The organism is Bacillus sp. ISL-34 (genome assembly GCF_018613325.1).
Classification (GTDB): domain Bacteria; phylum Bacillota; class Bacilli; order Bacillales; family DSM-1321; genus Peribacillus.
The window spans coordinates 24,838-48,514 of record NZ_JAGGQJ010000039.1; the positions used below are offsets into that span (position 1 = coordinate 24,838).

At 37.2% G+C, this 23,677-nt stretch carries 24 protein-coding genes and 3 pseudogenes; 7 read left to right on the top strand and 20 right to left on the bottom strand.

Features of this window, described 5'->3' with window-relative positions:
• Position 1: 1 nt before the first annotated feature.
• The 7 genes and pseudogenes from J7E52_RS24625 to J7E52_RS24655 form a co-directional block, all read right to left on the bottom strand.
• Positions 2-1,183, bottom strand: coding sequence for a MalY/PatB family protein (locus J7E52_RS24625; protein ID WP_214750983.1), 1,182 nt, complete (start codon positions 1,181-1,183; stop codon positions 2-4).
• On the bottom strand, positions 1,173-2,033 hold the full coding sequence (locus J7E52_RS24630) for a DUF3737 family protein (protein WP_214750986.1): 861 nt from the start codon (positions 2,031-2,033) through the stop codon (positions 1,173-1,175). Before J7E52_RS24630 ends, J7E52_RS24625 begins: the two co-directional genes overlap by 11 nt.
• Positions 2,034-2,873: 840 nt before the next feature.
• Entirely contained in the window at positions 2,874-4,052 is a 1,179-nt protein-coding gene (locus J7E52_RS27320) for a (R)-mandelonitrile lyase (RefSeq protein WP_214750988.1), read from the bottom strand.
• 773 nt (positions 4,053-4,825) lie between these two features.
• The gene (locus J7E52_RS24640; RefSeq protein ID WP_214750990.1) at positions 4,826-5,230 is read right to left on the bottom strand and encodes a MerR family transcriptional regulator; all 405 of its coding nucleotides are present in this window, start codon (positions 5,228-5,230) and stop codon (positions 4,826-4,828) included.
• Positions 5,231-5,406: 176 nt separating this feature from the next.
• Entirely contained in the window at positions 5,407-6,150 is a 744-nt protein-coding gene (locus J7E52_RS24645) for an SDR family oxidoreductase (RefSeq protein WP_214750992.1), read from the bottom strand.
• Positions 6,151-6,233: 83 nt separating this feature from the next.
• Complete coding sequence (locus tag J7E52_RS24650) at positions 6,234-7,451, bottom strand: MFS transporter (RefSeq protein ID WP_214750994.1); 1,218 nt, start codon at positions 7,449-7,451, stop codon at positions 6,234-6,236.
• Between the two features lie 16 nt (positions 7,452-7,467).
• Positions 7,468-7,892: pseudogene (locus J7E52_RS24655) on the bottom strand (MerR family transcriptional regulator).
• 178 nt (positions 7,893-8,070) lie between these two features.
• Here J7E52_RS24655 and J7E52_RS24660 point away from each other — a divergent pair.
• Complete coding sequence (locus J7E52_RS24660; protein WP_214750998.1) at positions 8,071-8,391, top strand: carboxymuconolactone decarboxylase family protein; 321 nt, start codon at positions 8,071-8,073, stop codon at positions 8,389-8,391.
• Positions 8,392-8,410: 19 nt separating this feature from the next.
• The gene (locus tag J7E52_RS24665; RefSeq protein WP_214751000.1) at positions 8,411-8,806 is read left to right on the top strand and encodes a cupin domain-containing protein; all 396 of its coding nucleotides are present in this window, start codon (positions 8,411-8,413) and stop codon (positions 8,804-8,806) included.
• Positions 8,807-9,149: 343 nt separating this feature from the next.
• On the opposite strand, the gene J7E52_RS24670 is transcribed toward J7E52_RS24665, so the two are convergent.
• Complete coding sequence (locus J7E52_RS24670) at positions 9,150-9,695, bottom strand: SDR family oxidoreductase (protein WP_309476938.1); 546 nt, start codon at positions 9,693-9,695, stop codon at positions 9,150-9,152.
• A gap of 181 nt (positions 9,696-9,876) precedes the next feature.
• A pseudogene (locus J7E52_RS24675) lies at positions 9,877-10,545 on the bottom strand (SDR family oxidoreductase).
• A 535-nt stretch (positions 10,546-11,080) separates the two neighbouring features.
• Here J7E52_RS24675 and J7E52_RS24680 point away from each other — a divergent pair.
• Positions 11,081-11,836 (top strand): SDR family NAD(P)-dependent oxidoreductase, encoded by a 756-nt coding sequence (locus J7E52_RS24680; RefSeq protein ID WP_214751002.1) that lies wholly within the window; start codon positions 11,081-11,083, stop codon positions 11,834-11,836.
• A gap of 516 nt (positions 11,837-12,352) precedes the next feature.
• On the opposite strand, the gene J7E52_RS24685 is transcribed toward J7E52_RS24680, so the two are convergent.
• The 10 genes from J7E52_RS24685 to J7E52_RS24725 all read right to left on the bottom strand — a co-directional run bounded on the left by J7E52_RS24685 (position 12,353) and on the right by J7E52_RS24725 (position 20,115).
• Positions 12,353-12,751, bottom strand: a complete 399-nt coding sequence (locus tag J7E52_RS24685) for a MerR family transcriptional regulator (RefSeq protein ID WP_214751020.1) — start codon at positions 12,749-12,751, stop codon at positions 12,353-12,355.
• Between the two features lie 276 nt (positions 12,752-13,027).
• Positions 13,028-13,186: an HPr family phosphocarrier protein gene (locus J7E52_RS24690; RefSeq protein WP_286198066.1), complete on the bottom strand. Its 159-nt coding sequence runs from the start codon at positions 13,184-13,186 to the stop codon at positions 13,028-13,030.
• 18 nt (positions 13,187-13,204) lie between these two features.
• On the bottom strand, positions 13,205-15,226 hold the full coding sequence (gene tkt, locus J7E52_RS24695; RefSeq protein ID WP_214751003.1) for a transketolase: 2,022 nt from the start codon (positions 15,224-15,226) through the stop codon (positions 13,205-13,207).
• Between the two features lie 79 nt (positions 15,227-15,305).
• On the bottom strand, positions 15,306-16,244 hold the full coding sequence (locus J7E52_RS24700; protein ID WP_214751005.1) for a sugar-binding transcriptional regulator: 939 nt from the start codon (positions 16,242-16,244) through the stop codon (positions 15,306-15,308).
• Positions 16,245-16,301: 57 nt separating this feature from the next.
• On the bottom strand, positions 16,302-16,661 hold the full coding sequence (locus tag J7E52_RS24705) for a PTS glucitol/sorbitol transporter subunit IIA (RefSeq protein ID WP_214751006.1): 360 nt from the start codon (positions 16,659-16,661) through the stop codon (positions 16,302-16,304).
• Positions 16,662-16,693: 32 nt separating this feature from the next.
• Complete coding sequence (locus tag J7E52_RS27530; protein ID WP_396020315.1) at positions 16,694-17,137, bottom strand: PTS glucitol/sorbitol transporter subunit IIB; 444 nt, start codon at positions 17,135-17,137, stop codon at positions 16,694-16,696.
• A complete protein-coding gene (locus J7E52_RS27535) occupies positions 17,098-17,721 on the bottom strand; it encodes a hypothetical protein (RefSeq protein WP_396020316.1) in 624 nt (207 codons plus the stop codon). Before J7E52_RS27535 ends, J7E52_RS27530 begins: the two co-directional genes overlap by 40 nt.
• Positions 17,722-17,759: 38 nt before the next feature.
• Positions 17,760-18,287, bottom strand: coding sequence for a PTS glucitol/sorbitol transporter subunit IIC (gene srlA, locus J7E52_RS24715; RefSeq protein ID WP_214751008.1), 528 nt, complete (start codon positions 18,285-18,287; stop codon positions 17,760-17,762).
• 21 nt (positions 18,288-18,308) lie between these two features.
• Entirely contained in the window at positions 18,309-18,737 is a 429-nt protein-coding gene (locus tag J7E52_RS24720; RefSeq protein ID WP_214751010.1) for a transcriptional regulator GutM, read from the bottom strand.
• A gap of 94 nt (positions 18,738-18,831) precedes the next feature.
• Positions 18,832-20,115: an NAD(P)H-dependent oxidoreductase gene (locus J7E52_RS24725; RefSeq protein ID WP_214751011.1), complete on the bottom strand. Its 1,284-nt coding sequence runs from the start codon at positions 20,113-20,115 to the stop codon at positions 18,832-18,834.
• Positions 20,116-20,405: 290 nt separating this feature from the next.
• Here J7E52_RS24725 and J7E52_RS24730 point away from each other — a divergent pair, with 290 nt between their 5' ends.
• The 4 genes and pseudogenes from J7E52_RS24730 to J7E52_RS24740 all read left to right on the top strand — a co-directional run bounded on the left by J7E52_RS24730 (position 20,406) and on the right by J7E52_RS24740 (position 22,510).
• On the top strand, positions 20,406-20,876 hold the full coding sequence (locus tag J7E52_RS24730; RefSeq protein ID WP_214751013.1) for an NUDIX domain-containing protein: 471 nt from the start codon (positions 20,406-20,408) through the stop codon (positions 20,874-20,876).
• 144 nt (positions 20,877-21,020) lie between these two features.
• On the top strand, positions 21,021-21,440 hold the full coding sequence (locus J7E52_RS24735; RefSeq protein WP_214751014.1) for a cupin domain-containing protein: 420 nt from the start codon (positions 21,021-21,023) through the stop codon (positions 21,438-21,440).
• Between the two features lie 15 nt (positions 21,441-21,455).
• Positions 21,456-21,590: pseudogene (locus J7E52_RS27540) on the top strand (Tn3 family transposase); the annotation flags it as partial.
• Positions 21,591-21,775: 185 nt separating this feature from the next.
• Positions 21,776-22,510, top strand: a complete 735-nt coding sequence (locus J7E52_RS24740; RefSeq protein WP_214751016.1) for an aminotransferase-like domain-containing protein — start codon at positions 21,776-21,778, stop codon at positions 22,508-22,510.
• Between the two features lie 389 nt (positions 22,511-22,899).
• Here J7E52_RS24740 and J7E52_RS24745 read toward each other — a convergent pair whose 3' ends face one another.
• Positions 22,900-23,457, bottom strand: coding sequence for a hypothetical protein (locus J7E52_RS24745; protein WP_214751018.1), 558 nt, complete (start codon positions 23,455-23,457; stop codon positions 22,900-22,902).
• Positions 23,458-23,677: the final 220 nt, after the last annotated feature.

The window sequence follows — 23,677 nt, forward strand, 5'->3', positions numbered from 1 at the left end:
CTTATCTTGATTGGTCACTCAAACTTAGGAATGGCTCCAATCCCTTTTTTAAACGCTGTAATCCATCTTCAAGTCTCTCTTTCGGGCAGGCAAAGTTCACTCTAATGAAATTGCGACCATTCCCACCAAAAATGGCGCCCTCTGAAACATACAATCCTGTTTCTTTCCTTATGAATTCACATAATTTTATCGTATCATTAGTCAAAGATCCGCAATCAATCCATGCCAAATAGGTTGCTTCTGAATGAATTACTTGAAGCTCTGGAAGTTGACTTGCGACAAAATCTTCAAGAAATTGCTTATTCACCATAAGATATTTTAATAGTGCCGTAAGCCAAGGTCCACCTTTTGTAAACGCCGAGATAGCTGCTTCAATCGCAAAAACATTTGGTTCAGCTACCTCATCGGTATTGATTCCACGATTCACGAGTTTTCGTAACGTTGGGTTTGGCACAATAATACTTGATGTTTGAATCCCAGCAAGATTAAATGTTTTCGTTGGTGATACACAGGTGATGCAATTTTGGGCAATTTCTTCTGAAACTGAAGCAAATGGTGTATAGCGATATCCTGGATGTGCTAAATCACAATGAATCTCATCAGAAAGGACAAGTACATCATGTTTAATACACAGGTTACCAATTTTCTCGAGAATTTCTTTACTCCATACCTTTCCTATTGGATTATGGGGGTTACAGAAAATCATGAGCTTCGTGTCAGAATTGGCTAGTTTTTCTTCTAAGTCATCAAAATCAATTGAATACTTATTGTCTTTATAAACCAACTCACTTGAGAGAACTTTTCGCTGATTGTTCACGATTGAGTTGTAGAAGATATTATAGACAGGCGCCAGCACCAACACTTTGTCATCGACCTTAGTCATTTTGCGCACAATGGAAGAAATCGCTGGCACCACACCAGTACAGAACATAACCCATTCTTTTTTAACATGAAATTGATGTCTCGTTTCCCACCACTGGGCAACTGCTTCATAATAGGTATCTGGTACGATTGTATAACCAAAAGTGTGGTGATCTAATCTTTTTTGCATTGCCTCAATAATAGTTGGGGATGTCTCAAAGTCCATATCTGCCACCCACATCGGAAGCTCTTTGCATCCAACATTCCATTTATAAGAGTTGGTGTCAAAACGGTTCGTCATTTTATCAAAATCAAAGGTCATAAGGTTCACCAACTTTATCCAGTTCATATTGGGTATTAATGGCGATTATTTCTTCGTCGTCTACGATTAGTTCACCAATTTTCTTCGCTTTGATTTTTCCGGAAATTGGGTTTTTTACACTGTCAATCACTGTTGTTGCTTCTACATCAAGGGTTGAATATTCAAATGCTAAATCCGTATTGAGGATTTTCCCATTTTTGATTACTAAATGATCCATGTAGCACATCCCTTGATTGCTTTCTATGGTGCAGTTGATAAACGTGATATTTTTCGAATTCCACCCTAGATATTCGCCGGTGATTAGCGAATCATAAACGGTGACATTTTCACAATTCCAAAAAGCGTCTTTTGAAAGTATCCTTGCATTTCGGATTTCAATATTCTTCGCTCCATCAAAGGCATAGTTCCCTACTAAGGTTAAATTATCAATTGTTAGATTTTCACTATTCATGCCAAAGTAATCACCTTTTGCGGTCACATGTGTCAAGTAAACACCTTCACAATTCCAAAATGACTCTTGTGCATTTGGCATATCAACATTGGTCAGGTGTATATCGCTCGCACGTCGAAATGTCTTAGGTGCCCCTATGACACTGTCACTGATTGAAATATGATGAGCATACCAAATTCCCGAGCGTGCCGTTTCGAGTAACGTACTGTTTTTTACACTGATGTTTTCGCAATACCATAAAGGATACTTCCACTTGAAAATACTATCACTGATAGAAATATCGCTACTTTCCTTCAGTGGTGATTCACCATCCGCAAAAATAGAATTCGTAATGATAAGATCTCGCCTCTTAAATAGAGCGCGTTCTCCAGTTAGCATTTGTTGATCAATTGTTTCCATAATTAATTCCTCCAATCTCTTGAAACAACCTTACAACTTAAAGTCGACTTTAAGTCAAACACAAGAGGACGATAAATCATTAGAAAACTTTTCCATGACCCTCAAGTGCTTGTTTATGAATTTGCTTCTTCTTATGGATAAAGAACGAATTCTTATTTATTCCCCTTTAGTTGATCGTAATAGAATTTAATTTTACGATTCGGTATATGAAGGTTTTGTTGCAAAGCTTGCATCTCAAGTACCACGAGATGCAAGCTTTGCAAGTATATCCGGCCTTTGGGAATTTACACAAAAATTTGCTGAACTTAACGAGGGTGTCTTTTCGGTGAAGTTTAGTCAAGAGAGAAAGAACTATCTTCACGTAATCGCAGTATGATTACAGTTTCTGCGTTATCTATGGAAACTTTGAACAATTGACTCAACATCTTCAAAAGCGAAGGCAAACGGATTAACTAAGGATGAAATGAAACAGATTGGTTAGAAATTGTCGATGATAATGGTTTAAATTATAAAAATAACGCATCGAATCAATTGATTCGATGCGTTATTTCTTTTATATAATAGTGGGAATACCGAAATTCAATACAACAGTGCGTTTTTATGATTCTATTTAACGGTATTGCCAACAAGTATTTTATTGGTTTGTTTTCTTCCACATCTTATACCCGAATTAGTAGTGAAGAAATTTGGTAATGGTCTGGAGTTAGCACTTCGACTAACAGAGCCTTAATGCTGAAAAAAATATCAGATACAAACAAGAACGAATGGCTGGCGTTCCTGTCTCTCTTTACCGGGACTAATTAAGCAACCGTTAATTATGCCTACTTTCAGCATAGAGCCTTATTCTGCTCTGTTGCTTAACATCTTATTTAATGTTTCCTCGGCATTTTTGGCTTCTTTCTTGCCAACCTCGACTTCAAGCACCGAGATTAAGCCCCTCATGTCAGCCTCAGTCAGCCCGGTATTAAATCCGATATTAAAATGAGCCGCCAGCTGGGAATTGACACCCTCCATATTGGCTAGGGCTGCAATGGTGGCCAGTTCTCTGCTTTGGAAATCTAAGTTGTCGCGTCCGAAAATGTCCCCGAAAAGGTGTCCTTTAAGAAACTGGTCAATGACTGGGACAAATGTATATGTCGGCCCAGTCACCGGTGCTCCAACTAGGCTTGTCTGGATTTCCGTTCCAAGTTCTATGCTGGATTTGTTGGCAGGCAGTGGACTTGCTTCCTTTCCAACCTCATCCGTGATTCCTTTCGCTTCCCGCTCTTCTACGACTTCCATAAAAGTGTTGATTCCGTTCAGGCTGCGAGGGAATCCCGCATAGGCATACATCTGTACGAGAATTTCCTTGATCTCATTGATGGTCAAACCGGCATCCAAACCTTCGTTGAGTGCATTTTCTAATTGTGGTAAATCACCGCTCGCAGTAAATGCAGCAATGGTAACCATTTCTTCTTGTCTAGCGTTTAAGACTTTGTTTTCATTTTTTACTTGTCTAGCGTTTGTAGCTTTGTTTTCACCTTTCATACCGTATTGCTCGTTGGTAACCTTCTCCATCCATTCAACGTTTTTGCCATCGCTTACTCCCGTGAGGGCAATATGCGTCATTGCTTTAGTCGGGGAAGCTCCATGCCAATGCTTGACTCCAGGTGGACACCAGACCACATCGCCTGCCCGGATCTCCTCAATCGGCCCCCCCCACTCCTGGGTCCAACCAACCCCTTTCGTAACAATCAGTCTCTGCCCTGTCGGATGGGTATGCCAGGCGGATCGGGCTCCTGGCTGAAACGTGACATAACCAACAGAATAGGGAGCCGAATCGTTTTCAGAGAAGAGGGGGTCAATACGTACATTGCCGGTAAAATATTCGGACGATCCCTTGGTGGAAGCCTGCGAGCCGCTTCGAGTGATTGTTTGTGAATTTTCGTTTGCTTCGGCAGCCATTGGCTGGCCTGTATAAACGCTCGCTGAAGCGAGCAGGGAAAGTGACAAAGTCATTACTGTAAGTATTTTTTTCATTTTTTTCTCCTTTCGAATATCAGTTTTAAAGTGGGAAAGGTTATGCGAGTAGAATGCTGTCCAAGATGGAACAAAGACGTACAAACAGCATAGCGATAACTCGATTTCGACTTATTGCGTTGATTTTTGTTGAAAGCATAAGAAACCTAACATCCCATAATTGTGGACCACATAACAATTTCGTTAATAAAGGTCCACCTCGGTATAGTTCAACTGTCGTGATACACTGAACATCTACTTTTCTATCTAAGTTGCATCTTGATTTTTCATGAGTGTACAACTCGAGTTAACTCTAAGTTAAGAGATTGGCTGCAAGAGCACCAATAACCGTACCCCTGGAGGCTTGGTCTATTTGCTTTGCAAGAGCAGGTTTCGCACCTTTAGATGGAAGTTATTTAGCAGTCGCCTCTCCAATTCCACTAGAAACACCTGTAATCACAACAATTTCACTTTATAGATATACTTACCACATCCTTTCCTAATAATAAGTAACAACACATCAACTTATTATTTTTTAAATTATTTAAAAGTTACAAGAATAGCTTAATCCTTAAAGTCGACTTTAAAGCAAGGAGTTTTTTAAAAAAATTATTTTTTCAGAAATCTCTTTCTACAATATTATACAAAGCTAACTTCTGATTGATTTGCACTAGAGACGGTGCCAACTTAATTAATACTAGGGTTGCTTTAAAGTTGACGTTAAGTTAAACAAAAAGAGGACAATAAAAAATTTCTTGTGTAGAAAAGTTTTTCATCATTCTCAAGTGCTTGTTTTATGAATTCGCTTCTTCATTTGGATAAAGGACGAATTCGTATTTATTCCCCTTTACTTGATCGTTATAGAATTCAATTTTACGATTCAAAATATCCAGGTTTTGTTGCAAAGCTTGCATCTCTAATTCCACGAGGTGCTTACGCTTTTCAAGTAAATCAAGTCTTTTGGGAATTGTTTCCTCACCCATTGTGCGCCATTTAGTATACTGGTTTAGCTCTGTCATCGACATTCCTGAACCTTTCAAATGGAGTAAGAATTGAGCCCAGCCGATATCCTCATCAGTAAATTCGCGTAAATTGTTTTCATTTCGATGAGGATTAAGTAATCCTTCCTTTTCATAGTATCTGAGCGTACTCGTTGTTACACCGATGATTTTTGCAAATTCTCCAATTGAATAAGTCATGGTACCCACCTCGTTTAATGTCGTGCTTCTACTAATTAAGATACATTTAAAGTGGCCTTTAATCCGTGTTTTTAATTTCACTAATAAAAAAAAATAGAGTTCTCTCATCACTGTCACATGCTGATGAAACTCTATTTGGCCTTTTTCTTGATAATTAATAGTAGAACAAAGAATGATTAGACAACTTGTTTCGTTGGACGAATCAAGATTTCGCTTACCGCAACAGTATCAGGAGTACTAATTGCATAAGCTACTGCATCTGCAATATCGCTTGACTTTAATCCGAAACCTTCTGTACGTTGATTATTCTTCACCCATTCACTATTTTCAGGGTCATTAATCGTTGTATATAGTTCGGTGTCTACAGCACCTGGTGAAATAATGGTTGACCGAATATTACTTTCCCTTTCTTCCTGGCGCAATCCCTCCATGATTGCCCGAACGGCAAACTTAGTGCCACAATATACAGCAGACCCTGGATAAACAACATGTCCAGCTACGGAATCAGTCGCAATAATGTGACCGGATTGTTGTTGTTTCATAACAGGTAATACAGCAGCAATTCCATTTAAAACCCCCATGATATTGATGTCTAACATTTGGCGCCATTCATCAAAACGTGTTTCTGAAAGTGGTGCAGTTGGCATGACTCCAGCGTTGTTGTAGAGTACGTCTACTCGACCATATTTTTCTACTGCCAAACCTACAACTGCTTGAACTTCCTCTTTATTCGATACATCTGCAACAGCGTATGAAATTTCAGCATTTGGTAATGATTCAACAAGAGCCTTCAAGCGTTCTTCTCGACGAGCAGCAATCACTAATTTTGCTCCTTCTTGTGAAAGTTTCTTGGTAGTTGCTTCTCCAATCCCACTTGATGCACCCATAATAACAACAACTTTTCCTTCAATATTTTTCATAATAATGTCCTCCTTAATTCTTGTTACAAATACACTTTACACATTAAGGTTGACTTTAAGTCAAGCGATATAAAAATCACTTTTTAATTTTTTTCTGCCTCAAAACTTTGACCATTGCTCCTTTTCCCCTTCACAAAAACAACGCCCAAACCAAAGATAGCAATCAATAAAATGAAAATCGAATTTGCAAAAATTAATGATTGAACAGAATTAACATGTAATAACTGTGAAAAAACCGCACCTTCATAAGGGGAAAGTGTGGCTCCTATGTTATAGGCAACCAGCACGAATGTAGTTCCTAATTTTGCTATTTTGGCAGTTTGCTGTGTAAATGTATTTAGTAGATAGGGCATGATACTCCGGAATGAAAAGCCAATGACCATTGAACACAATGTCGTTAGAAAGATACTTTCTGAAATGGTAGTCACGTACATAAAAACTCCCAGTAATAGAAGTGATGCAGGAATTGTATAATCCTTTAGTAATTGAAAAACCTTTCCAAATACAAATCCAGCGATAAATGCTCCTAAACCAATAAAAGCAATCATATTGCTACCATTCGTTGCATTGCCGATATTTTTTTCTAAAATCAAAGGGGTAATCTGGATATTATAATTGATAAAAATCGTTACAATTACAAATAGCAAAATTCCTAAACCAATTACCAGGCGATAGGACCTTTTATCGTTTGAACTGTCTGATATCGTTATTTTTTGTTCAGCATTGCTCTTTTCAAGTTGCTTCTTGTCATAAGGGATAAAGAAAAAGAGTGCTAAAAAAATCGGGAGTGCTATAGCATAAACAAAAAAGGAAGTATGCCAGCTGATTTTCAACAACTGTCCTACTAAAAGCGTTAAACAGATTCCACCTAACCCTTCAAATGAACTTTCCATTCCTATTACTTTGGCTCGTTTGCCTGGATCGTTTTGATACAAATCACTAATCATTTGGATGATTAAACGGTTGAATAAACCAATTCCTAAACCAAAGAAACAGCGTGATAAAAACAATAAAGAGAAGATATCATGTTTCAGTGCAGGAAATATCCCTGAAAAGAAAACAAGCACTAAACCAATCAATATTGTTTTTTTCTTTCCAATCCATAGTTCTAAGCGATTCCCACTTAAAACACCAAGAATGACAAACAAGGAAGGAATTGTTGTTAATAGCCCTACATGTGTAGGGTTTATAGCCGGAAATTCCTTGGTAATCGCTGGAATGTTTGCGGCAATAGCTGGACCAGATGAAATTAACAACGCAACTGACAGCAAAGAATATAATTTTAATTTTTCCAGGCGCATGAAAAATATTCACCTCCTATAGTTGGGTAGTAATACTTTGTTTATGAATATTATCCGTTGTAGTTCTTCTTTTGAGCTCAGCCTCTTTTTCAAGCAATTCCCCATCATAGTCCGCAATTTTTTTATCTAATCTTTTTATTGTCTCGTCAATCTCTATATGTTTTTCTATCAATCGACTTCTTTCTTCAACTAGGATATTTTTGCGAGCTTCTATAGTGTTATCTCCTTCGATAAATAAAGTTGTATATTCAAGTAACACCTCTATCGTCAAACCAACATTTCGCATACATTTTATAAATTCAATCCATTTGATATCATCTTCATCGTAATTGCGGATGCCACTTTCTTTTCGGTTTACCGGTGGAATAAAACCTACGCTTTCGTAATATCTGAGTGTTGCTGCTGTTAGATTAAACTGGCTTGCCACTGTGCAATATTCATTTTCTTCACCTCTCTATCTTTTATGTATTGAATCTACCACTTAAAGTTAACTTGAAGTCAAGGGAAAACATACTTAAGTTTTAGAACTTTTTCAAATTATTATTTCTTGACTTAAAGTTTGCTTTAAGCCCTATACTACATCATGTAACAAATAAGAATGGATGAAGGAACGATTAAAATGGGGGAAAAACAAACAGCAGGACGAGACTTGTTAGGAGAATTCGCGCCAAAATTTGCTGAACTTAACGATGATGTCTTATTCGGTGAAGTTTGGTCAAGAGAGAAAGAATTGTCTCCACGCGATCGCAGCATGATTACAGTTTCTGCGTTAATTGCTGGTGGAAACTTTGAACAATTGACTCCACACCTTCAAAAAGCGAAAGCAAACGGAGTAACGAAAGAAGAAATTGCAGAAGTCATCACTCATCTTTCGTTCTATGCAGGTTGGCCTAAAGCTTGGTCAGCATTTAACATTGCAAAAGAAATTTATAAAGATTAAAAGGAAGTAGGGATTAAATATGGCAAATGAAGAATTAAGCAATAGCACAATCTTTCCATTAGGAGAAAAAGTTGAAGCAAACTTTATCGGGGACGCATACTTAAAAATGGTGTTTACCGATAAGACGCCACTTAATGCACCAATTGGGAATGTAACCTTTACTCCAGGAGCTCGTAATAACTGGCACTCTCATAAAATTGGGCAAGTGTTGTTAGTGACAGGCGGTGAGGGTTGGTATCAAGAAGAGGACAAACCAGCTCAATTACTCAAAAAAGGCGATGTAGTAAACATTCCGCCGCATGTAAAACACTGGCACGGTGCTACAAAAGACAGCTGGTTTGTACACTTAGCCATTACACCGGGAGAAACAGAATGGTTAGAACCGGTCGATGATGAATGGTTTAATAAATTATAAAAATAAAGCATCGAGTCTATTGGCTCGATGCTTTATTCATTTCATATGATAGTGGCAATACTGAAGTTTCATACTTCAGTGTGTTATTATGATTTCTAATTAACGGTAGTGCCAACAAGCATTCTTTTCAAATCATTTTTTTTTCCTCCACATCTGATGGCTTAATTAGTGGTGAAGAAATTTGATAATGGTCTGGAGTTGGCACTTCGACTAAAAGTGTCCTGATTATGAAAAAGTAAAATATCAATAATACGAACAGAACACGTAATCCCGGTCGTCGCTTTCAGGTATTATTACAAGGAAACGCATCCAATTTCCTTGGATGGAGTAGCATTTATATCGTTTATAGTGCATCTTCGACTGGCGTTTCTCCACCAATCATATCAAAGGCTTTGCCAATTGTATGATCATTCTCAAGTGCAGCATAAATGGCTGATGCAACATCTTCACGAGGAATTTGCCCATGTTCCAAGTCAACCGCCACTTTTACCTTCCCAGTTCCAGGGTCATTGGTCAGTCCCCCTGGGCGGATAATTGTATAATCAAGACCACTCTTCTCTAACCAAACATCCGCGTAATACTTAGCCGCACTATAGTATGGTGCACTACTCAGCCATTTGTCACGATCCTTAACGCCAATTGCACTAACAATGACGAAACGTTTCACCCTAGCTTGTTTGGCTGCTTCCATTGACTTGATGGCTCCATCGAAATCAATCATCATTGTTTTATCTGCACCCGTACGGCCGCCTGAACCAGCTGTAAATACAACTGCATCCGCACCATTTACCGCACCCACGATATCTTCAATGCTCCCTTCCAGATCAACGAGCACTGTTTTGACCCCTTGTTCTTCAAATTGCACCATTTGTTCTATCTTTCGAACCATAGCGATAGCGTTATGCTCATTTGTATCTTGTATCTTGTATCTTTTTTATAAGGTTTTGGCCTATTTGGCCGTTTGCCCCTATGATAAGGACGTTCATAATTCCTCTTCCTTTCTGCTCAATAATACTCCCGTTATGGAAAAATACGATAGATTCTATTTTACATTAATCTCTAAATAATGTTTAAGCCTCTGTACTTCTTGTTGTTCCTTCAACAAATGGATAAATTGGGTCTAAATGAAGCTCATAAGTAGATTCGTCGACAATACCTACAGTCTTGTCGCTATCATAAAGATCTAACGCAAGAGCAACCATTTCTTTTGATTTGTGAAACTTAGGAAACTGTCCTTCGTATTGAAACTCATCCATATCAAAAGCACACTGTACAAATTCCGTAGCAGAAGGGGCTAGAACTTTGGCCAGCATTTTTGAACTTTTTCTTTTTAACTCTAGGGCAAGGCCCTCTGTGAATGCACTTTCTTAGAATTTTGTGGCGCAATATGTCACTGCATCAGTAAAAATCGTATAGCCGCCTATTAAGATAATGATAATCTGTGTACCTTCTACATAATCTCTCACAAACAGAGAAGAAAGAACTATTTATGCTTCAATATTTAAATGTAAAATTGATTTGTTCCAATTTTATTTAAAATTTTGTTCCCCCAACAGAAGCATAATTTCCAAAACCAGCTTTGTTAATCCATGTTTCTAAATCATATTTTTTTTAGTGATTTATAAAATTTATAAGCATTTTCTGCGGGTAGCCAATATATGGTTTTTTTCACGTTTTACAAAAGCTAAAGCTGCCTCATATCCGATTCCTGAACTTGGCCCAGTAATTACTGTATATATTTCATTTTTATTCCTCCATCTAAGATATTTTCAAGTTGATTATAGATATTAAAGTTAACTTTAAGTCAAATATTTATTCTTTCATCTAGACACATTTGCTAGTAACCTAGATACCCTATGCCCTTTAAGGCAATTTCAGAAAATATTATACTAACGACAATTTGTTCGTTGGCCATCGGATTTTCTTTTCGTTGTATTAGCCATATTTGCTTCATACTTTTACGCAGCAAAACGAAAAATCAGCAAAACTTGGAACAACCATGGTGTTTGTTGCTTATAACATAGGTGCTACCCTTTCCCCTTAGAAGGTACAATGTTCTCAAAGCTTTTATACGTTCAGACTGTTCAATCCTTATTCCTTGTAAGTTCAATCATCATTTTACTGATTGCTATTATTAGTTTGGGTATTGCTTTTGTAAAGGTAAAAATGAATGGAGCACAGGAAAGTATTTTTATAAATTTTTCCTTATCACTTGACTTAAAGTCAACTTTAATTTGTAAGGTGTATTTGTAACTATAATAAGGAGGAATTATCATGACAACCATGAAAGATAAAGTAGTAATTGTAACGGGGGCACGAACAGGCATTGGACTTGCTACTGCGCAACTATTTGCTAAAGAAGGTGCACGTGTAGCTTTAGTTGGAAGAAATGAACCAAAGCAAGAAGCTCAGGACTTAGTAGATGCCGGTTATAATGCAATCTCTATTGGTTGCGATGTTTCAAATGAGAAAGATGTTGAAGCTATGGTCGAGAAAACTGTTGAAGCATTTGGAAAACTGGATTACGCGTACAATAATGCTGGTATTCAAAGTCCTATTATTGATACTGCTGACCTAACTGAAGAAGAGTACGATAATGTAATGGATATTAATCTTCGAGGTATCTGGTTATGTATGAAATATGAGTTACGTCAATTAAGAAAACAAGGCACTGAAGGAGCTATTGTTAATTGCTCTTCATTAGGAGGTTTAGTGGGTATTGCGGGGCGTTCTGCTTACCATGCCTCAAAGCATGGAGTTTTAGGCTTAACCAAAAGCAGTGCTTTAGAATACGCTGCAAAAGGGATTCGTATCAATGCGATTTGTCCAGGAATCATTGAAACGCCGATGGTTGGAAGAATGCTAACTACTGAAAGTGATGAAATGCAAGAATTAATGAAGGAAGTACCAATTGGTCGTCTAGCAAAACCTGAGGAAGTTGGTTCGGTAGTTCTTTGGTTGTGTAGTCCTTCTGCAAGCTATGTAATCGGTCAAGGGATAGCAGTTGATGGTGGCTATACAGTCCACTAATTTAATTCAGTTACCAAGAGCAACTTGAAAGAGAGAAGGATCTGAATACTATCGCACTTAATAGGCCAATATCCAAATTCACTGATTAAGTTTCTTTTTATAAGTATTGATAGAATTGTATCTTATTTCATCATTTGATTATATAGAAATGGTTTCACCCCCTCCCCTACTGTATAAAAATGATTAAACTTCTTTCAAGTTGGATTTCTTTAGGTACTAGATATAGGGTTAGTGAATTATTTTGGTTAAAGCTATAACAATCTATATAAACTCCAGAGAAAAGCCGTTTTCCAAGATTTTTAGGAAAACGGCTTTTTTTGCAACATATTATAGAGTTTGCAAAAAAAACTACACTGGAAACGCTATTAACCTTAATATTTTCATCAATACTTTTTTGTGATTTATACATATTACATAATCATTCCATCCTACGCTTTGGAGATGACTTTAAAGTACGCTATAAAATTCAATGAAAATTTTATATTGGCTAAAAAACTTAGTAGGTTAAGTTCTTCCTCAAGCTTTAGATGACATGGTTTCTTTTTCTTCCTCGTATTTCTTTTCTAATTCATCGTAGTACTCTATTTTCGTTTCAATTTTTATAAAAGCTTTATCCAAGTCTCTTTGTTTCTCCAACATTTTCTCTTTATGTTTTTCAAAAATCTGTTTCCGTTTCGCGGCTGTAAAGTCTCCTTCTTTTGTTAATTCGACAATCCCACGTAATTCGGAAAGAGCAATATCCGTTTTTCGTAAACATACAATAAGCTCTAACCATGATAAATCTGTTTCATCAAAAATCCGATTTCCATTGTTATCTCTTTTTACAAAAGGTAGAAGTCCCTTTTGTTCATAATATCGAAGTGTATGTGTAGGTAAACCTACCTTTTCAGCTGCTTCTTTTATATAGAATTCCATTGTATCCTCCGTCATTAGTTTTACTATTTTTTTCTCCATTCATCACAACTTAATTTTTCAAGGTTGGTATAAATTTAGTCATTTCAATAGCAAAAGCACAGTATCCCTTCCTTTCCCTATTATAATCTAAATCTTTCGTTTAATTATTATAGTCCTTAAAGTGCACTTTAAAGCAACTCATAATATTTTTTAAAGGAATATTAGTAAACATACTTTTCTTTTTATGCTCAAATCTCATTTTCATTCATTACAGGAATGCTGCCCCTTTAGGAATTCCTAAAGACATGACACCATAATCGATTTTAAGTTTACTTGCTTTCCGTTATAGTCAATTAGTACTTCTGATTGAAATCCGGAGACGGCACTGACTAATTTTGTTGAAGGACGCGCATGTAGTCCTGCTTTATCTACTATAATGTAATTTTTTTCAGCCATTTATAATCCTTCTCCTATTTATCCATGTACAGTAGTAACTTCTATTAACTCTTTTACTCTTGCTACAACGTTTTCAACTGTAAAACCGAATTCTTTCATGATTGTTTCACCAGGAGCAGATGCACCGAAGTGATTAATGCCAAGAACTTGTCCTTCGTCTCCAACATAGCGTTCCCATCCAAGTGTAGAAGCCATTTCAATACCTAAACGTTTTTTCACTGATTTAGGGATAACACTTTCTTTGTATTCAGCTGATTGCTCTTCGAAACGATCCCATGCAGGCATACTTACAACAGATACGTCAATGCCTTCTGCAGCTAATACGTTTTGTGCTTCTACTGCTAGGCTTACTTCAGAGCCCGTTGCAAGTAATAAGGCATCAGCTTGGTCATTGCCAGCTTTCGATACAACGTATGCACCTTTAGATACGCCTTCGTATGCCTTCTCTTTTGTCCCTTCAAGCGTTGGTAAGTTTTGACGAGTCAACACAAGCACTGTTGGACGGTCAGTTGATTCTACAGCTAAGCGCCATGCAGCAGCTGTTTCATTTGCATCTGCAGGACGGATGACTGAAAGGCCTGGCATTGCACGAAGTGATGGCAATTGTTCAATTGGCTCATGTGTTGGGCCGTCTTCTCCAACTGCGATGCTGTCATGTGTAAATACATAGGTTACAGGAAGCTTCATTAAAGCTGCTAAGCGAATCGCCGGGCGAAGATAATCAGAGAACACGAAGAATGTACCGCCGAATACTTTTACACCACCGTGTAGAGCCATACCATTTAATGCAGCTCCCATTGCGAATTCGCGTACACCAAACCAGATGTTACGTCCACTATAATCAGCTGGAGTAAAATCTTCTGCACCTTTAATCATTGTTTTGTTTGAGCCAGCTAAGTCTGCTGATCCACCGAAGAATTGCGGTACAACTTGCGCTACTGCGTTTAATACTTCTCCTGAAGAAGCACGAGTTGCTAAGTTCGAACCTGTTTTATAAACGGGTAGTTGCTGCTCCCAGCCTTCAGGTAATTTCCCTTCTACTGCTAGTTCAAATTGATGAGCCAGCTCAGGGTATTTTTCTTTATATTGAGCAAATACATTGTTCCATTCATTCTCTTTCTTTTGGCCAATTTCAGCAATTGTAGCGTTGAAGTGAGCATACACTTCTTCTGACACATAGAAATCTTCTTCAAATGTCCATGCATACGCTTCTTTTGTTAATTTTGTTTCCTCAGAACCTAATGGAGCACCGTGCACGCCAGATGTACCCGCGTGGTTTGGAGAACCAAATCCGATTGTTGTTTTTACTTCAATCAGCGTTGGACGTGTTAAATCAGCTTTTGCTTCTTCGATTGCGTTTGCAATTTCAGTCAAGTCATTACCATCTTCAACACGGATTACTTGCCAGCCATAGGCTTCGAAACGTTTTTCTGAATTATCAGAAAACGAACGATCTAAATCGCCATCTAATGAAATATCATTTGAATCATATAGGACAACAAGTCGGCCTAATTTTAAGTGCCCTGCTAACGAAGCTGCTTCAGCAGATACACCTTCCATTAAGTCTCCGTCGCCACACATGGCATATGTAAAGTGGTCTACAATTTCTAAGCCTTCTTTATTGTATGTTTCAGCTAGATGACGCTCTGCCATTGCTTTACCGACAGCCATTGCAATACCTTGTCCTAGTGGACCAGTTGTTGCATCAACACCTGCTGTATGACCGAATTCTGGATGACCCGGTGTTTTACTTCCCCATTGACGGAAGTTTTTAAGGTCCTCAATTGATAAGTCATATCCAGCTAAATGAAGCAAGCTGTATAAAAGTGCTGATCCGTGTCCTGCTGATAAGACAAAACGGTCACGGTTAAACCAGTTTGGATTCTTTGGATTGATGTTCATATACCTTGTCCATAATGTATAGGCCATCGGAGCAGCTCCCATTGGCATACCTGGGTGACCTGAATTTGCTTTTTCAATAGAATCTATAGATAGTGTTCGAATGGTTGAAATAGATAATTGTTCAATAGATGAGTTCATTTTTCTTCTCCTTTTTCTTTCCTTTTTTAAAAAATAAGGGGACGATGATATACCTCTCTCGTCCCACATTATCCTTAACTTAATCCAACAAAGCCTGTGCTGTTTCTTCGTCAGTGATTAATACTTGTATTAATTTTCCTTCTAGAGATGCCTTTATTGCCTGCACTTTTTCTAACCCACAAGCAACACCCACAACAAGAGGGATTTCTTTTAACCTCTCTAAATCAAGCGTAATAATCTTTTCATTCCAAGAACTATCTGCTGCCTGTCCATTCTTATTAATGAAGTTATAACAAATGTCTCCAACTACATCACCTTGATCAAAATAGCCCTTGTGATCTTGACCGAGATAAGAGTTTACCATCGTTGAATGTTCAGGAGTCCCACCAATTCCGACAATTGCTATGTCAGACCGAGTGGCAAGTTCAAAAACATTTAGAATAGAATTTTGTCTCATAAATATTTCTTTTGCTTCTTTAGAATCAACCATTACAGGGGCGTGAAGAAGCTTATATTGGGCCTGTATCCTTTCTGCAAGTTGAGCTACAATATGGTTTGCATGTATATCCATTCGTTCATTTCCCATCCCTCCAACTAGAGGAACAAATGTAACGGATGGATAAGATTGGGGAGACGTCAAAGACTTCGCTACCTCATGCAATGTTGTTCCTGCAGATACACCAACCGTTTGGCCGTTTTTGAGTACTCGCAGTAAATATTTACTCGCCGCAGCTCCTAGTCTACTCTTGGAAGATTCACCACCAAGGTTTGGGATACATACTACCTCACGTAAACTGTACAAGCGTTCAATTTTACCTTCTAATTGTCTATAAGGATGAATTTTATCATCATGTATAACAATTTCCACAATTCCAAGTTCTCTAGCTTTTGAAAGATATTTAGAGATAAGAGATCGGCTTACGCCTACCTCATCTGCAATTTGAGATTGAGTAGCTCCTTCTTCATAATACATATGAGCTACTTTCACAAGTAATCTACTATCTTCAGGAAAGTTCAAACTAGTACCTCCTTTTTTTCTTTATATTCTACTTGGACTTTAGGAGGCCTTATTTTATTATGCTATAAATTCAATTACACTCCCATTTTTAAATTGTGGAAGTACATGCGGCTTCGCAAACACTGCACCTGGAAGAACTTCTTCTGTAGGTTCTGAAAAGTATATTGATATATGACCAAGTTCCTTCAGATTATTATTTGCTAAAGAGCCGACAGCCGTGATTGTAAATTGCTGATCATTAATTTGAAGAATTCCCCCTTCTTTAATGGGCTGTTCTGAAACGTCCCCTTCCACTTCATGAATCACTGCTACTTCTTTTAAACCGTCTGGTGCTTGAGGACCGAATAAAATCATAATTTTCTCTTCTTCAAATGATAAAGCTAGTTCCCCAATTTCTTTTACAATAGATTTGTACATAGTAATTCCTCCATCTGTTTATAAAGTTATGATTAATACATTCCAATACTTGCAATATAGGCAATTACAACAGCAAGAACACCTGTAATTAAACGACTATATAACACTGCAGGTACACCATATTGTACCGTTTCTGGTTTTGCTTCGCCAAGTGATAATCCTACTGGAATAAAGTCTGCACCAACTTGCGCATTAATAGCGAATAAAGCAGGCAATGCGAACTGAGGTGGAATATTCCCTTTTGCTATCTCAGTACCAATCAAAACACCGATAACCTGAGCAATAACTGCACCCGGTCCAAGTACAGGCGATAGAAATGGCATGGTACAAACAAGTACGAGAATAATTAAACCCCATAAAGAACCAGCAAGAGGCGATAAGAATGTTGCAATTGCATCGCCGATACCCGTATAGTTAATAATTCCAATTAACATACTTACGAAAGCCATAAACGGAAGAATATTTTTAATAAGCATATCAATGGAATCTCGGCCTGCTTGATAGAATGTTCCTGTAACTTTTCCAATTCCTCTTGAAATCTAATTAAGAAGTTATCGCCTTTATCTTGGTTTTCCTTCTTTAACTGTTCATAATCTTTTTTAAAACTTTCTTTGTCCGTTGTATTAAACTTTTTAGTCACAGTTTCTTCTTTAATCTCTGATTGACCAATCTCTGATTCTGATTGATCATCTGCTACAGTGATTTGTTTTTCTGTTACACCTGAAACAAAGATGTCTTCTTTAATATGCTTTGCAAGTGGCCCAGACGGTGAAGATGGAAGAATATCGACTGTAGGAATACGTTTCATTGGATAAAGACCGATCCTCGCTGTTCCTCCACAATCGATAACCACGCACATCATTTCATCTTCTGGTACCGACGTTTTAAATCCGTCTACTGCTTCCGTACCTGAGACTTCAGCTATCTTTCTAGCTACAGGGTGGATTCCCCCTCCTGTAATTGAAACAACTTTCACTTTCTTTCCTTTTGGTTCAATTCTCAGGCCTGTCCCCCATCCACCTGAACCTTTATCAACAAAAATTGCACGTTGCTGAGTCATGACGCTTCCTCCTTGTGCCATGGTAATTCCTCCCCCTTTTACGCATTCGCTTCCATTCGTTTAGCTAGATACTTTGTGATAAGTTCAGTAATAACACCACGCAAGAGCATAATGACAATACCTACTAAGAAGTATCGTACTGCAAGATCAGACATTGAATAACCAGCCTCTTTTATACCGTTCGCAATTCCTAAGTAAACAAAAAGTTCTCCGGCATTTGCATAAGGAAATAAAGCTGTTACAGGGTGAAAGAAACTAACTAAAGAATCAAAAAACGCTGGTTTTTGTTTTTCTGGTAAAAATCGTCCGAATGTATAAGCCATTGGGTTAGTTAGCATTAAAATTGATAGCATTGGCATCAATGTATATCTTAGTAAGGTATACTTTGCAGCAAATTGAATGACTTTATTAACCCTCTCTTCTCCTATAAACTTAATCATTGCGTACGTAAAAGTCAGTAGGACAACTAGAGTTGGTACAATACCAGTCATTAGACTCATGAACTGTTTTCCACCAGCATCAAACATTCCGATAAAGTGTTCTCCGAACCATTGAATCCATTCCATTGTAATTAGCACTCCTTTCTATTAAACCAATGAGATTTTTTTTTTCGAAATCGATAACAATGCATTTTCAGCAGCCTTTGAAAGAGCTATATTAATTGCAGGTAATCGTTTAGACTTCCCTTTACTTTTCACTTGGGAAACATCTAAAATGTCCAGTACAGCCCCTGAGTGTTGACCTTTATATTTGCCTAACTCTTTAAATTTTGATAAAATCGAAAAGCCATTTACTACATAACATTCCTGAATAATATAATCATTATCTACGACAAGCATAGCAATTGCCCCAGGTCTGAATTTTCTTCTTTCCATACCCGAAAAGAAATAATACCCTTCTTTTCCTTTGTAAGCACTTACAATATTATCCATATTTTTTCTGTAGTATCGCATTTGTATAAAAGTAAGTGCGTATTGAACAATTAACAAAAAGCAAAGAACCATAACAAAATTCATAAAGAGTAATTCCCTCCTCTTAAGTCCTTTTATTTAGAAAAAAAGGTGCAGCAAAATCTATTCTTTAATAGGTGTTTGCTGCACGCTTCGGAACTTAGATAGTGGTTAAAATTTCACCTTTGGGTGCTGCTGTAGGGAATAAATGATCTTGAAGCGATCTTAATTTCCATACAGTTGTTGTAGGATCTAATTCTATATCATCCGTTGTCAGGAATTGACCCTGGCGAATATCTTTTTTCGCTACAACTTTGCCACTAATTAAACCGATTGGAATATGACCATTTTGTTTCATATCCTGATGTGTTTCAAGTACACCGCGTACAGAATAGCCTCCAATACCATCTAATGTTTCACCAGCTTTAATATCACGTTTTGCAACGGTAACCGTTTCAGAAACTGGTGCACCAATAGGATGAATTGAAGAGTCATGTTGTAAAACAGCTTTTGCAATAGTAATTGGTGTTTCTAGACTAGCAAGATGAAATGGGCGATATAAGATGTGGTGATCTCTTTCACCTTTTTTCAGCAAATAATTTAGCTCGTGCGCTACAGCTTCATTTTGACCTTTTACAATAACAAATACTCCTGGTGCAAGACCATCTACATATTCAACTACACCAAATTTATTTAACACTCCACCATTTTCTTTAACATCTAAATCTTTAATAACTGAATCAAGATCTCCAGAAATTCCGTGCATTCCAACTACATCCGGTATAAATCCAATAGCGTTAGACAATAAATTCATTTCAGCCATCGTCTTCGTACCATCTTGGAAAGCAGCAAGCATGTGGGAAGACATTTTTTTCTTGTTTGCTTCTTCTTGTGCAGTGGACGGGTTTGCTGTGACATTTAATTTGTTATTTTTCCCTTTACCAGCAACTAGTACTTCCATACCCATTGTTTTTGCAAATTCAAATAACTCAAGAGTTGCTGCCGGCTCATCACCTGCTGAACCTGTGTAAACTAATCCCGCATTTTTAAACATTTGATGCATTACTGGACCAATTGTGATGTCTACTTCAACGTTTAATAAAACAAGATGTTTTTTAGACCTGAATGTTTCAAGCGAAATATTTGCTCCTACTTCCGGAACACCTGTAGCATCAACAATTACCTCAACATTTGAAGATTGAATCACTTCGCGAAAATCATTTGTTATGATAATTGATTCTTTTCTATCCGCCTGTGAGTTATAGTAATCCGCGGCTCTTTGTGCTGCATCAACATTTATATCACTAACACCTGTTACACTCATTCCAGGAATACGAGAGATTTGACCAATCATTCCAAATCCCATCTGTCCAGCACCAATAACCCCTACTTTAATTGGTTCATTTGCTCGTTCTCTTTCTAAAAGTTGTTGATAGATTGACATCCATTCCATCTCCCTTATATAGTCTCTTTTTGATTAATAAAACAAATTTTCTGAAAACAAAATCTATTAATCGCTTACAAATACATTTTTTAATATAAAATTATTGTTAAAGTGATTAACATGTTAAAACAAAACGTAACATTTGATACATGTAATAACAAATGATTTTATTTAGTAGCATTTGTTACAGGTACTAACATTTGTTAATCTCTATGTGTTTATATTAAAATGAAATGGAAACGTTGTCAACAAAAAAAGGAAATTAGATTTAAGAAAAGGATGGTAAAAGAATGAATCGAAAAGATTATTATTATGATGAACATGCACCAAAACCGCAAGTTATTGTTCCGGCAGTTTCAGCTGTCATATTCCATGGGGAAAAGGAAATTCTTCTTCAAGAACGAGTGGACAACTTGAAATGGTCTATACCTGGGGGCACAATGGAACCAGGTGAAACAGTGGAAATAGCGATAAAACGAGAGGTAAAAGAAGAAACCGGTTTTGATATAGAGGTAAAACAATTGTTAGGAGTATATAGTGATCCTAATCATGTCATAGCCTATACAGATGGAGAGGTTCGACAACAATTCTCTATTTGTTTTTTATGTGTCATTAAAGGGGGTTCTTTGGTAATTAGTAATGAATCGAAAAGAGTAGCATTTGTTCCTATAAGGGAATTAAACACGATAGATATGCATATAACCCAAAAGATAAGAATTCAGGATGCCTTAGCTGGAAATAATGCGGCGTTTATAAGATAAATTAATCAAGGATTAAATTCAATAAATTAACAAATTATTATCCTGATGATTGGTTAAAATCTACTTAACAAGTGGGTTTAGCTAGCTAGGATAGTTTATAGACAAAAGATATATATCAATATTTTTTTACAAAGGAGGAATTGGGTGAATAAACAAATATGTATTATTAAGAATGAACAAATTAAACATTCATTAGAAAATAATGCGAGGCAGTACTTGGTAGGGAAATTATCACTTCCTCAAACACTTAATCATATAGAGGATGATAAGTTAGAAATTGGTATTACTTCTTATACTGATTTTCATAGTGAATCACCTCACTATCATACTCAAGCTTATGAGTACCAATATATAGTTAAAGGTACGACAGAATATATGGATGTAGAAACAGGACAAGAATACACCTTCCATCAGGGAGACTTTTATGTGACTCCCCCTGGTATTAAGTATGCTCAACGCTCGCAACCAGGTACAGAAATTTTTTTTATAAAAACACCCCCAGGCAATGACAAGAAGATAATTGAGAATACAGATAAAGTTAAAGAATGGTTAAAAGGCAAATAGCACAATTGATTTTCAAATAAAGGAGAAGCCATGATAGGACAGGCAAGAGCTATTTTCTTTTGAAAACAAGGAGAGCTTCGGGAACGAACCCTACAACATCAACTGCAAAGAGCCAGTGCTTTAAACATAATCATCAATGCTATTAGTATTACTGACCATTAAAACTTTCTTAACGTTGTTAAAATCGGGGTAATCGTCTTGAAAATGGGCTTAACGTTGTAAATCCGCATTTTCCTGACGCTACCCCTTAATGAACTCCCTCAGTTTAATTGATAATGCTCACGAATACTCGCTTATTCGCAGGATTTCAAACCACATGGTATAGGTTGCTTTAGATGAACGAAAGAGATCGGACCATGCTATGTAAAATGATTGGTAGAGAATTAGTTTATGGTATAGAAGAACCCGGTTATGACCGAGTACGCCTTATATTTAAGGACTATGGAAGATCAGTTAAGCACATTCACCTTGATAAAAATGGAATTAATGTTGCTGAATTAACAGAGAGTGAAGCGAAAGTTGCTTACGTCACTCCTTCCCATCAATTCCCTTTAGGAATCGTAATGCCAATATCAAGGCGCTTAGAATTGATAGAATGGGCGAAGGAGAAGGGGGGATATGTCATCGAAGATGATTACGATAGTGAATTTCGCTACGAAGGAAAGCCCATTCCATCGCTTCAAAGCCTTGATCTGTATGGAAATGTTGTATACATGGGGACTTTTTCCAAGTCACTAATTCCATCTTTGCGTTTGAGCTATATGGTTCTTCCAACAAATTTGTTAGTAAAGTACAATGAAAACTTTATTGGTTATAAGCAAACTGTTTCAAGATTACATCAACATACTCTAAGGCTCTTTATGGAAAGTGGCCAATGGTCAAGGCATTTGAACAAAGTAAGAAATATTTATAAGAAAAAGCATAACGCTTTACTTACATCTATTAAAGCTAACATGAATGATCGGGTCCGAATAATTGGTTCTGGTTCTGGTTTACACGTGCGCTTAGAACCCCAGAATAACATGACAGAGAAAGAGCTTATCGCTACTGCTAAAGAGAAGGGAGTTTAGTGTATCCCGTGTCCTCATTTTATGAGCGACCACCTTCCCAAGAATATTCTCAAGTGCTTCTTGGTTTTGCCGGTTTAGATGAGAATGGGATTCATGAAGGAGTTCACTTACTTTCCAAAGCTTGGTTCTAACTAATGCCACTACCTATAAACATAAGCATACAAAAAGACGAAGAACCAATAATGTCATTGGCTCTTCGATTTTTTTAGAACATTATAGTCGTACCTAACTTCACCTGACTGTTAAGGCATTTATTATAGTCTCTTATTAAGCAACTGCCTGTTAGTTCAAGAAGACTTACTCCATTATATGGCCCGATTGTTGAATATTGTCCCGGAACACCAACACTGAAAGGATATTCAAGATAAGCACTCGAAGTAGATTATTGCCTAAAATACCCTTTTTTCAGGAGACTGTTTGTTTTTAATCCGATGCTGGAACGACAGAGTCGCAATAAATACAGTTACTCCCCACAAGAACAATCCTCCATACGTTACCACATACACCCATATGGCTAACCCTTCGGCGTAACCTTTTGGAAGCACTCCTAAAAATTGAAGAGCTGTCAAGAAGCTAATTAGAACTGTCAACACCCCAACTGACCATCCTGATATGATTAATAACCATTTTGGTAATTTCTCCCCCCAGGAAGTCACGAGAGCTAAAGCAAATAAAGATGCCAGTATCGCCAAGATAGCAGTGAAGTCTATTCCGATGGTATATAACGTATATAGAAAAGCAGATCCTTCCTTTAATGGATCACCAAACCCTGCTACATCTTGTACAGCTTGTTTTGTTGTAAGTCCTACCGTCGATCCCCATGCCCAAAGCGATTTTAAAATTGCATACGGCAACAGTGCAAGAGCTGCAACATAGCCCCATCCTTTAGTCAAATAAGTTTTATCAGCTATTTCTGACCTCATATGTTTCTCATGTTTTAAGCTCAAAAGACATTCTCCCTTCTCGTTTAAGAAATGAAGCCTATTAGTTTTAAAAATTACCTAAAAGTACAAAGTTTCAAAAATCTTCAAATAAGTTCCGCCCTTTATATTCTTATTCAATCTTAGAGCCTTTTTATTCTTTATAAATCGCACGTTCAAAAGGCCGCCAATTGGCAGCCTGCTTATTGAGCTAAGCACCCGTTAGTTCTATAAGGAAAAGTGAACC

Coding starts and splice junctions, on each gene's coding strand:
- J7E52_RS24625 (WP_214750983.1), bottom strand. CDS start 1,183: ATGACCTTTGATTTTGATAAAATGACGAACCGTTTTGACACCAACTCT.
- J7E52_RS24630 (WP_214750986.1), bottom strand. CDS start 2,033: ATGGAAACAATTGATCAACAAATGCTAACTGGAGAACGCGCTCTATTT.
- J7E52_RS27320 (WP_214750988.1), bottom strand. CDS start 4,052: ATGAAAAAAATACTTACAGTAATGACTTTGTCACTTTCCCTGCTCGCT.
- J7E52_RS24640 (WP_214750990.1), bottom strand. CDS start 5,230: ATGACTTATTCAATTGGAGAATTTGCAAAAATCATCGGTGTAACAACG.
- J7E52_RS24645 (WP_214750992.1), bottom strand. CDS start 6,150: ATGAAAAATATTGAAGGAAAAGTTGTTGTTATTATGGGTGCATCAAGT.
- J7E52_RS24650 (WP_214750994.1), bottom strand. CDS start 7,451: ATGCGCCTGGAAAAATTAAAATTATATTCTTTGCTGTCAGTTGCGTTG.
- J7E52_RS24660 (WP_214750998.1), top strand. CDS start 8,071: ATGGGGGAAAAACAAACAGCAGGACGAGACTTGTTAGGAGAATTCGCG.
- J7E52_RS24665 (WP_214751000.1), top strand. CDS start 8,411: ATGGCAAATGAAGAATTAAGCAATAGCACAATCTTTCCATTAGGAGAA.
- J7E52_RS24670 (WP_309476938.1), bottom strand. CDS start 9,695: ATGGTTCGAAAGATAGAACAAATGGTGCAATTTGAAGAACAAGGGGTC.
- J7E52_RS24680 (WP_214751002.1), top strand. CDS start 11,081: ATGACAACCATGAAAGATAAAGTAGTAATTGTAACGGGGGCACGAACA.
- J7E52_RS24685 (WP_214751020.1), bottom strand. CDS start 12,751: ATGGAATTCTATATAAAAGAAGCAGCTGAAAAGGTAGGTTTACCTACA.
- J7E52_RS24690 (WP_286198066.1), bottom strand. CDS start 13,186: ATGGCTGAAAAAAATTACATTATAGTAGATAAAGCAGGACTACATGCG.
- tkt (WP_214751003.1), bottom strand. CDS start 15,226: ATGAACTCATCTATTGAACAATTATCTATTTCAACCATTCGAACACTA.
- J7E52_RS24705 (WP_214751006.1), bottom strand. CDS start 16,661: ATGTACAAATCTATTGTAAAAGAAATTGGGGAACTAGCTTTATCATTT.
- J7E52_RS27530 (WP_396020315.1), bottom strand. CDS start 17,137: ATGCTTATTAAAAATATTCTTCCGTTTATGGCTTTCGTAAGTATGTTA.
- J7E52_RS27535 (WP_396020316.1), bottom strand. CDS start 17,721: ATGACTCAGCAACGTGCAATTTTTGTTGATAAAGGTTCAGGTGGATGG.
- srlA (WP_214751008.1), bottom strand. CDS start 18,287: ATGGAATGGATTCAATGGTTCGGAGAACACTTTATCGGAATGTTTGAT.
- J7E52_RS24720 (WP_214751010.1), bottom strand. CDS start 18,737: ATGAATTTTGTTATGGTTCTTTGCTTTTTGTTAATTGTTCAATACGCA.
- J7E52_RS24725 (WP_214751011.1), bottom strand. CDS start 20,115: ATGTCAATCTATCAACAACTTTTAGAAAGAGAACGAGCAAATGAACCA.
- J7E52_RS24730 (WP_214751013.1), top strand. CDS start 20,406: ATGAATCGAAAAGATTATTATTATGATGAACATGCACCAAAACCGCAA.
- J7E52_RS24740 (WP_214751016.1), top strand. CDS start 21,776: ATGAACGAAAGAGATCGGACCATGCTATGTAAAATGATTGGTAGAGAA.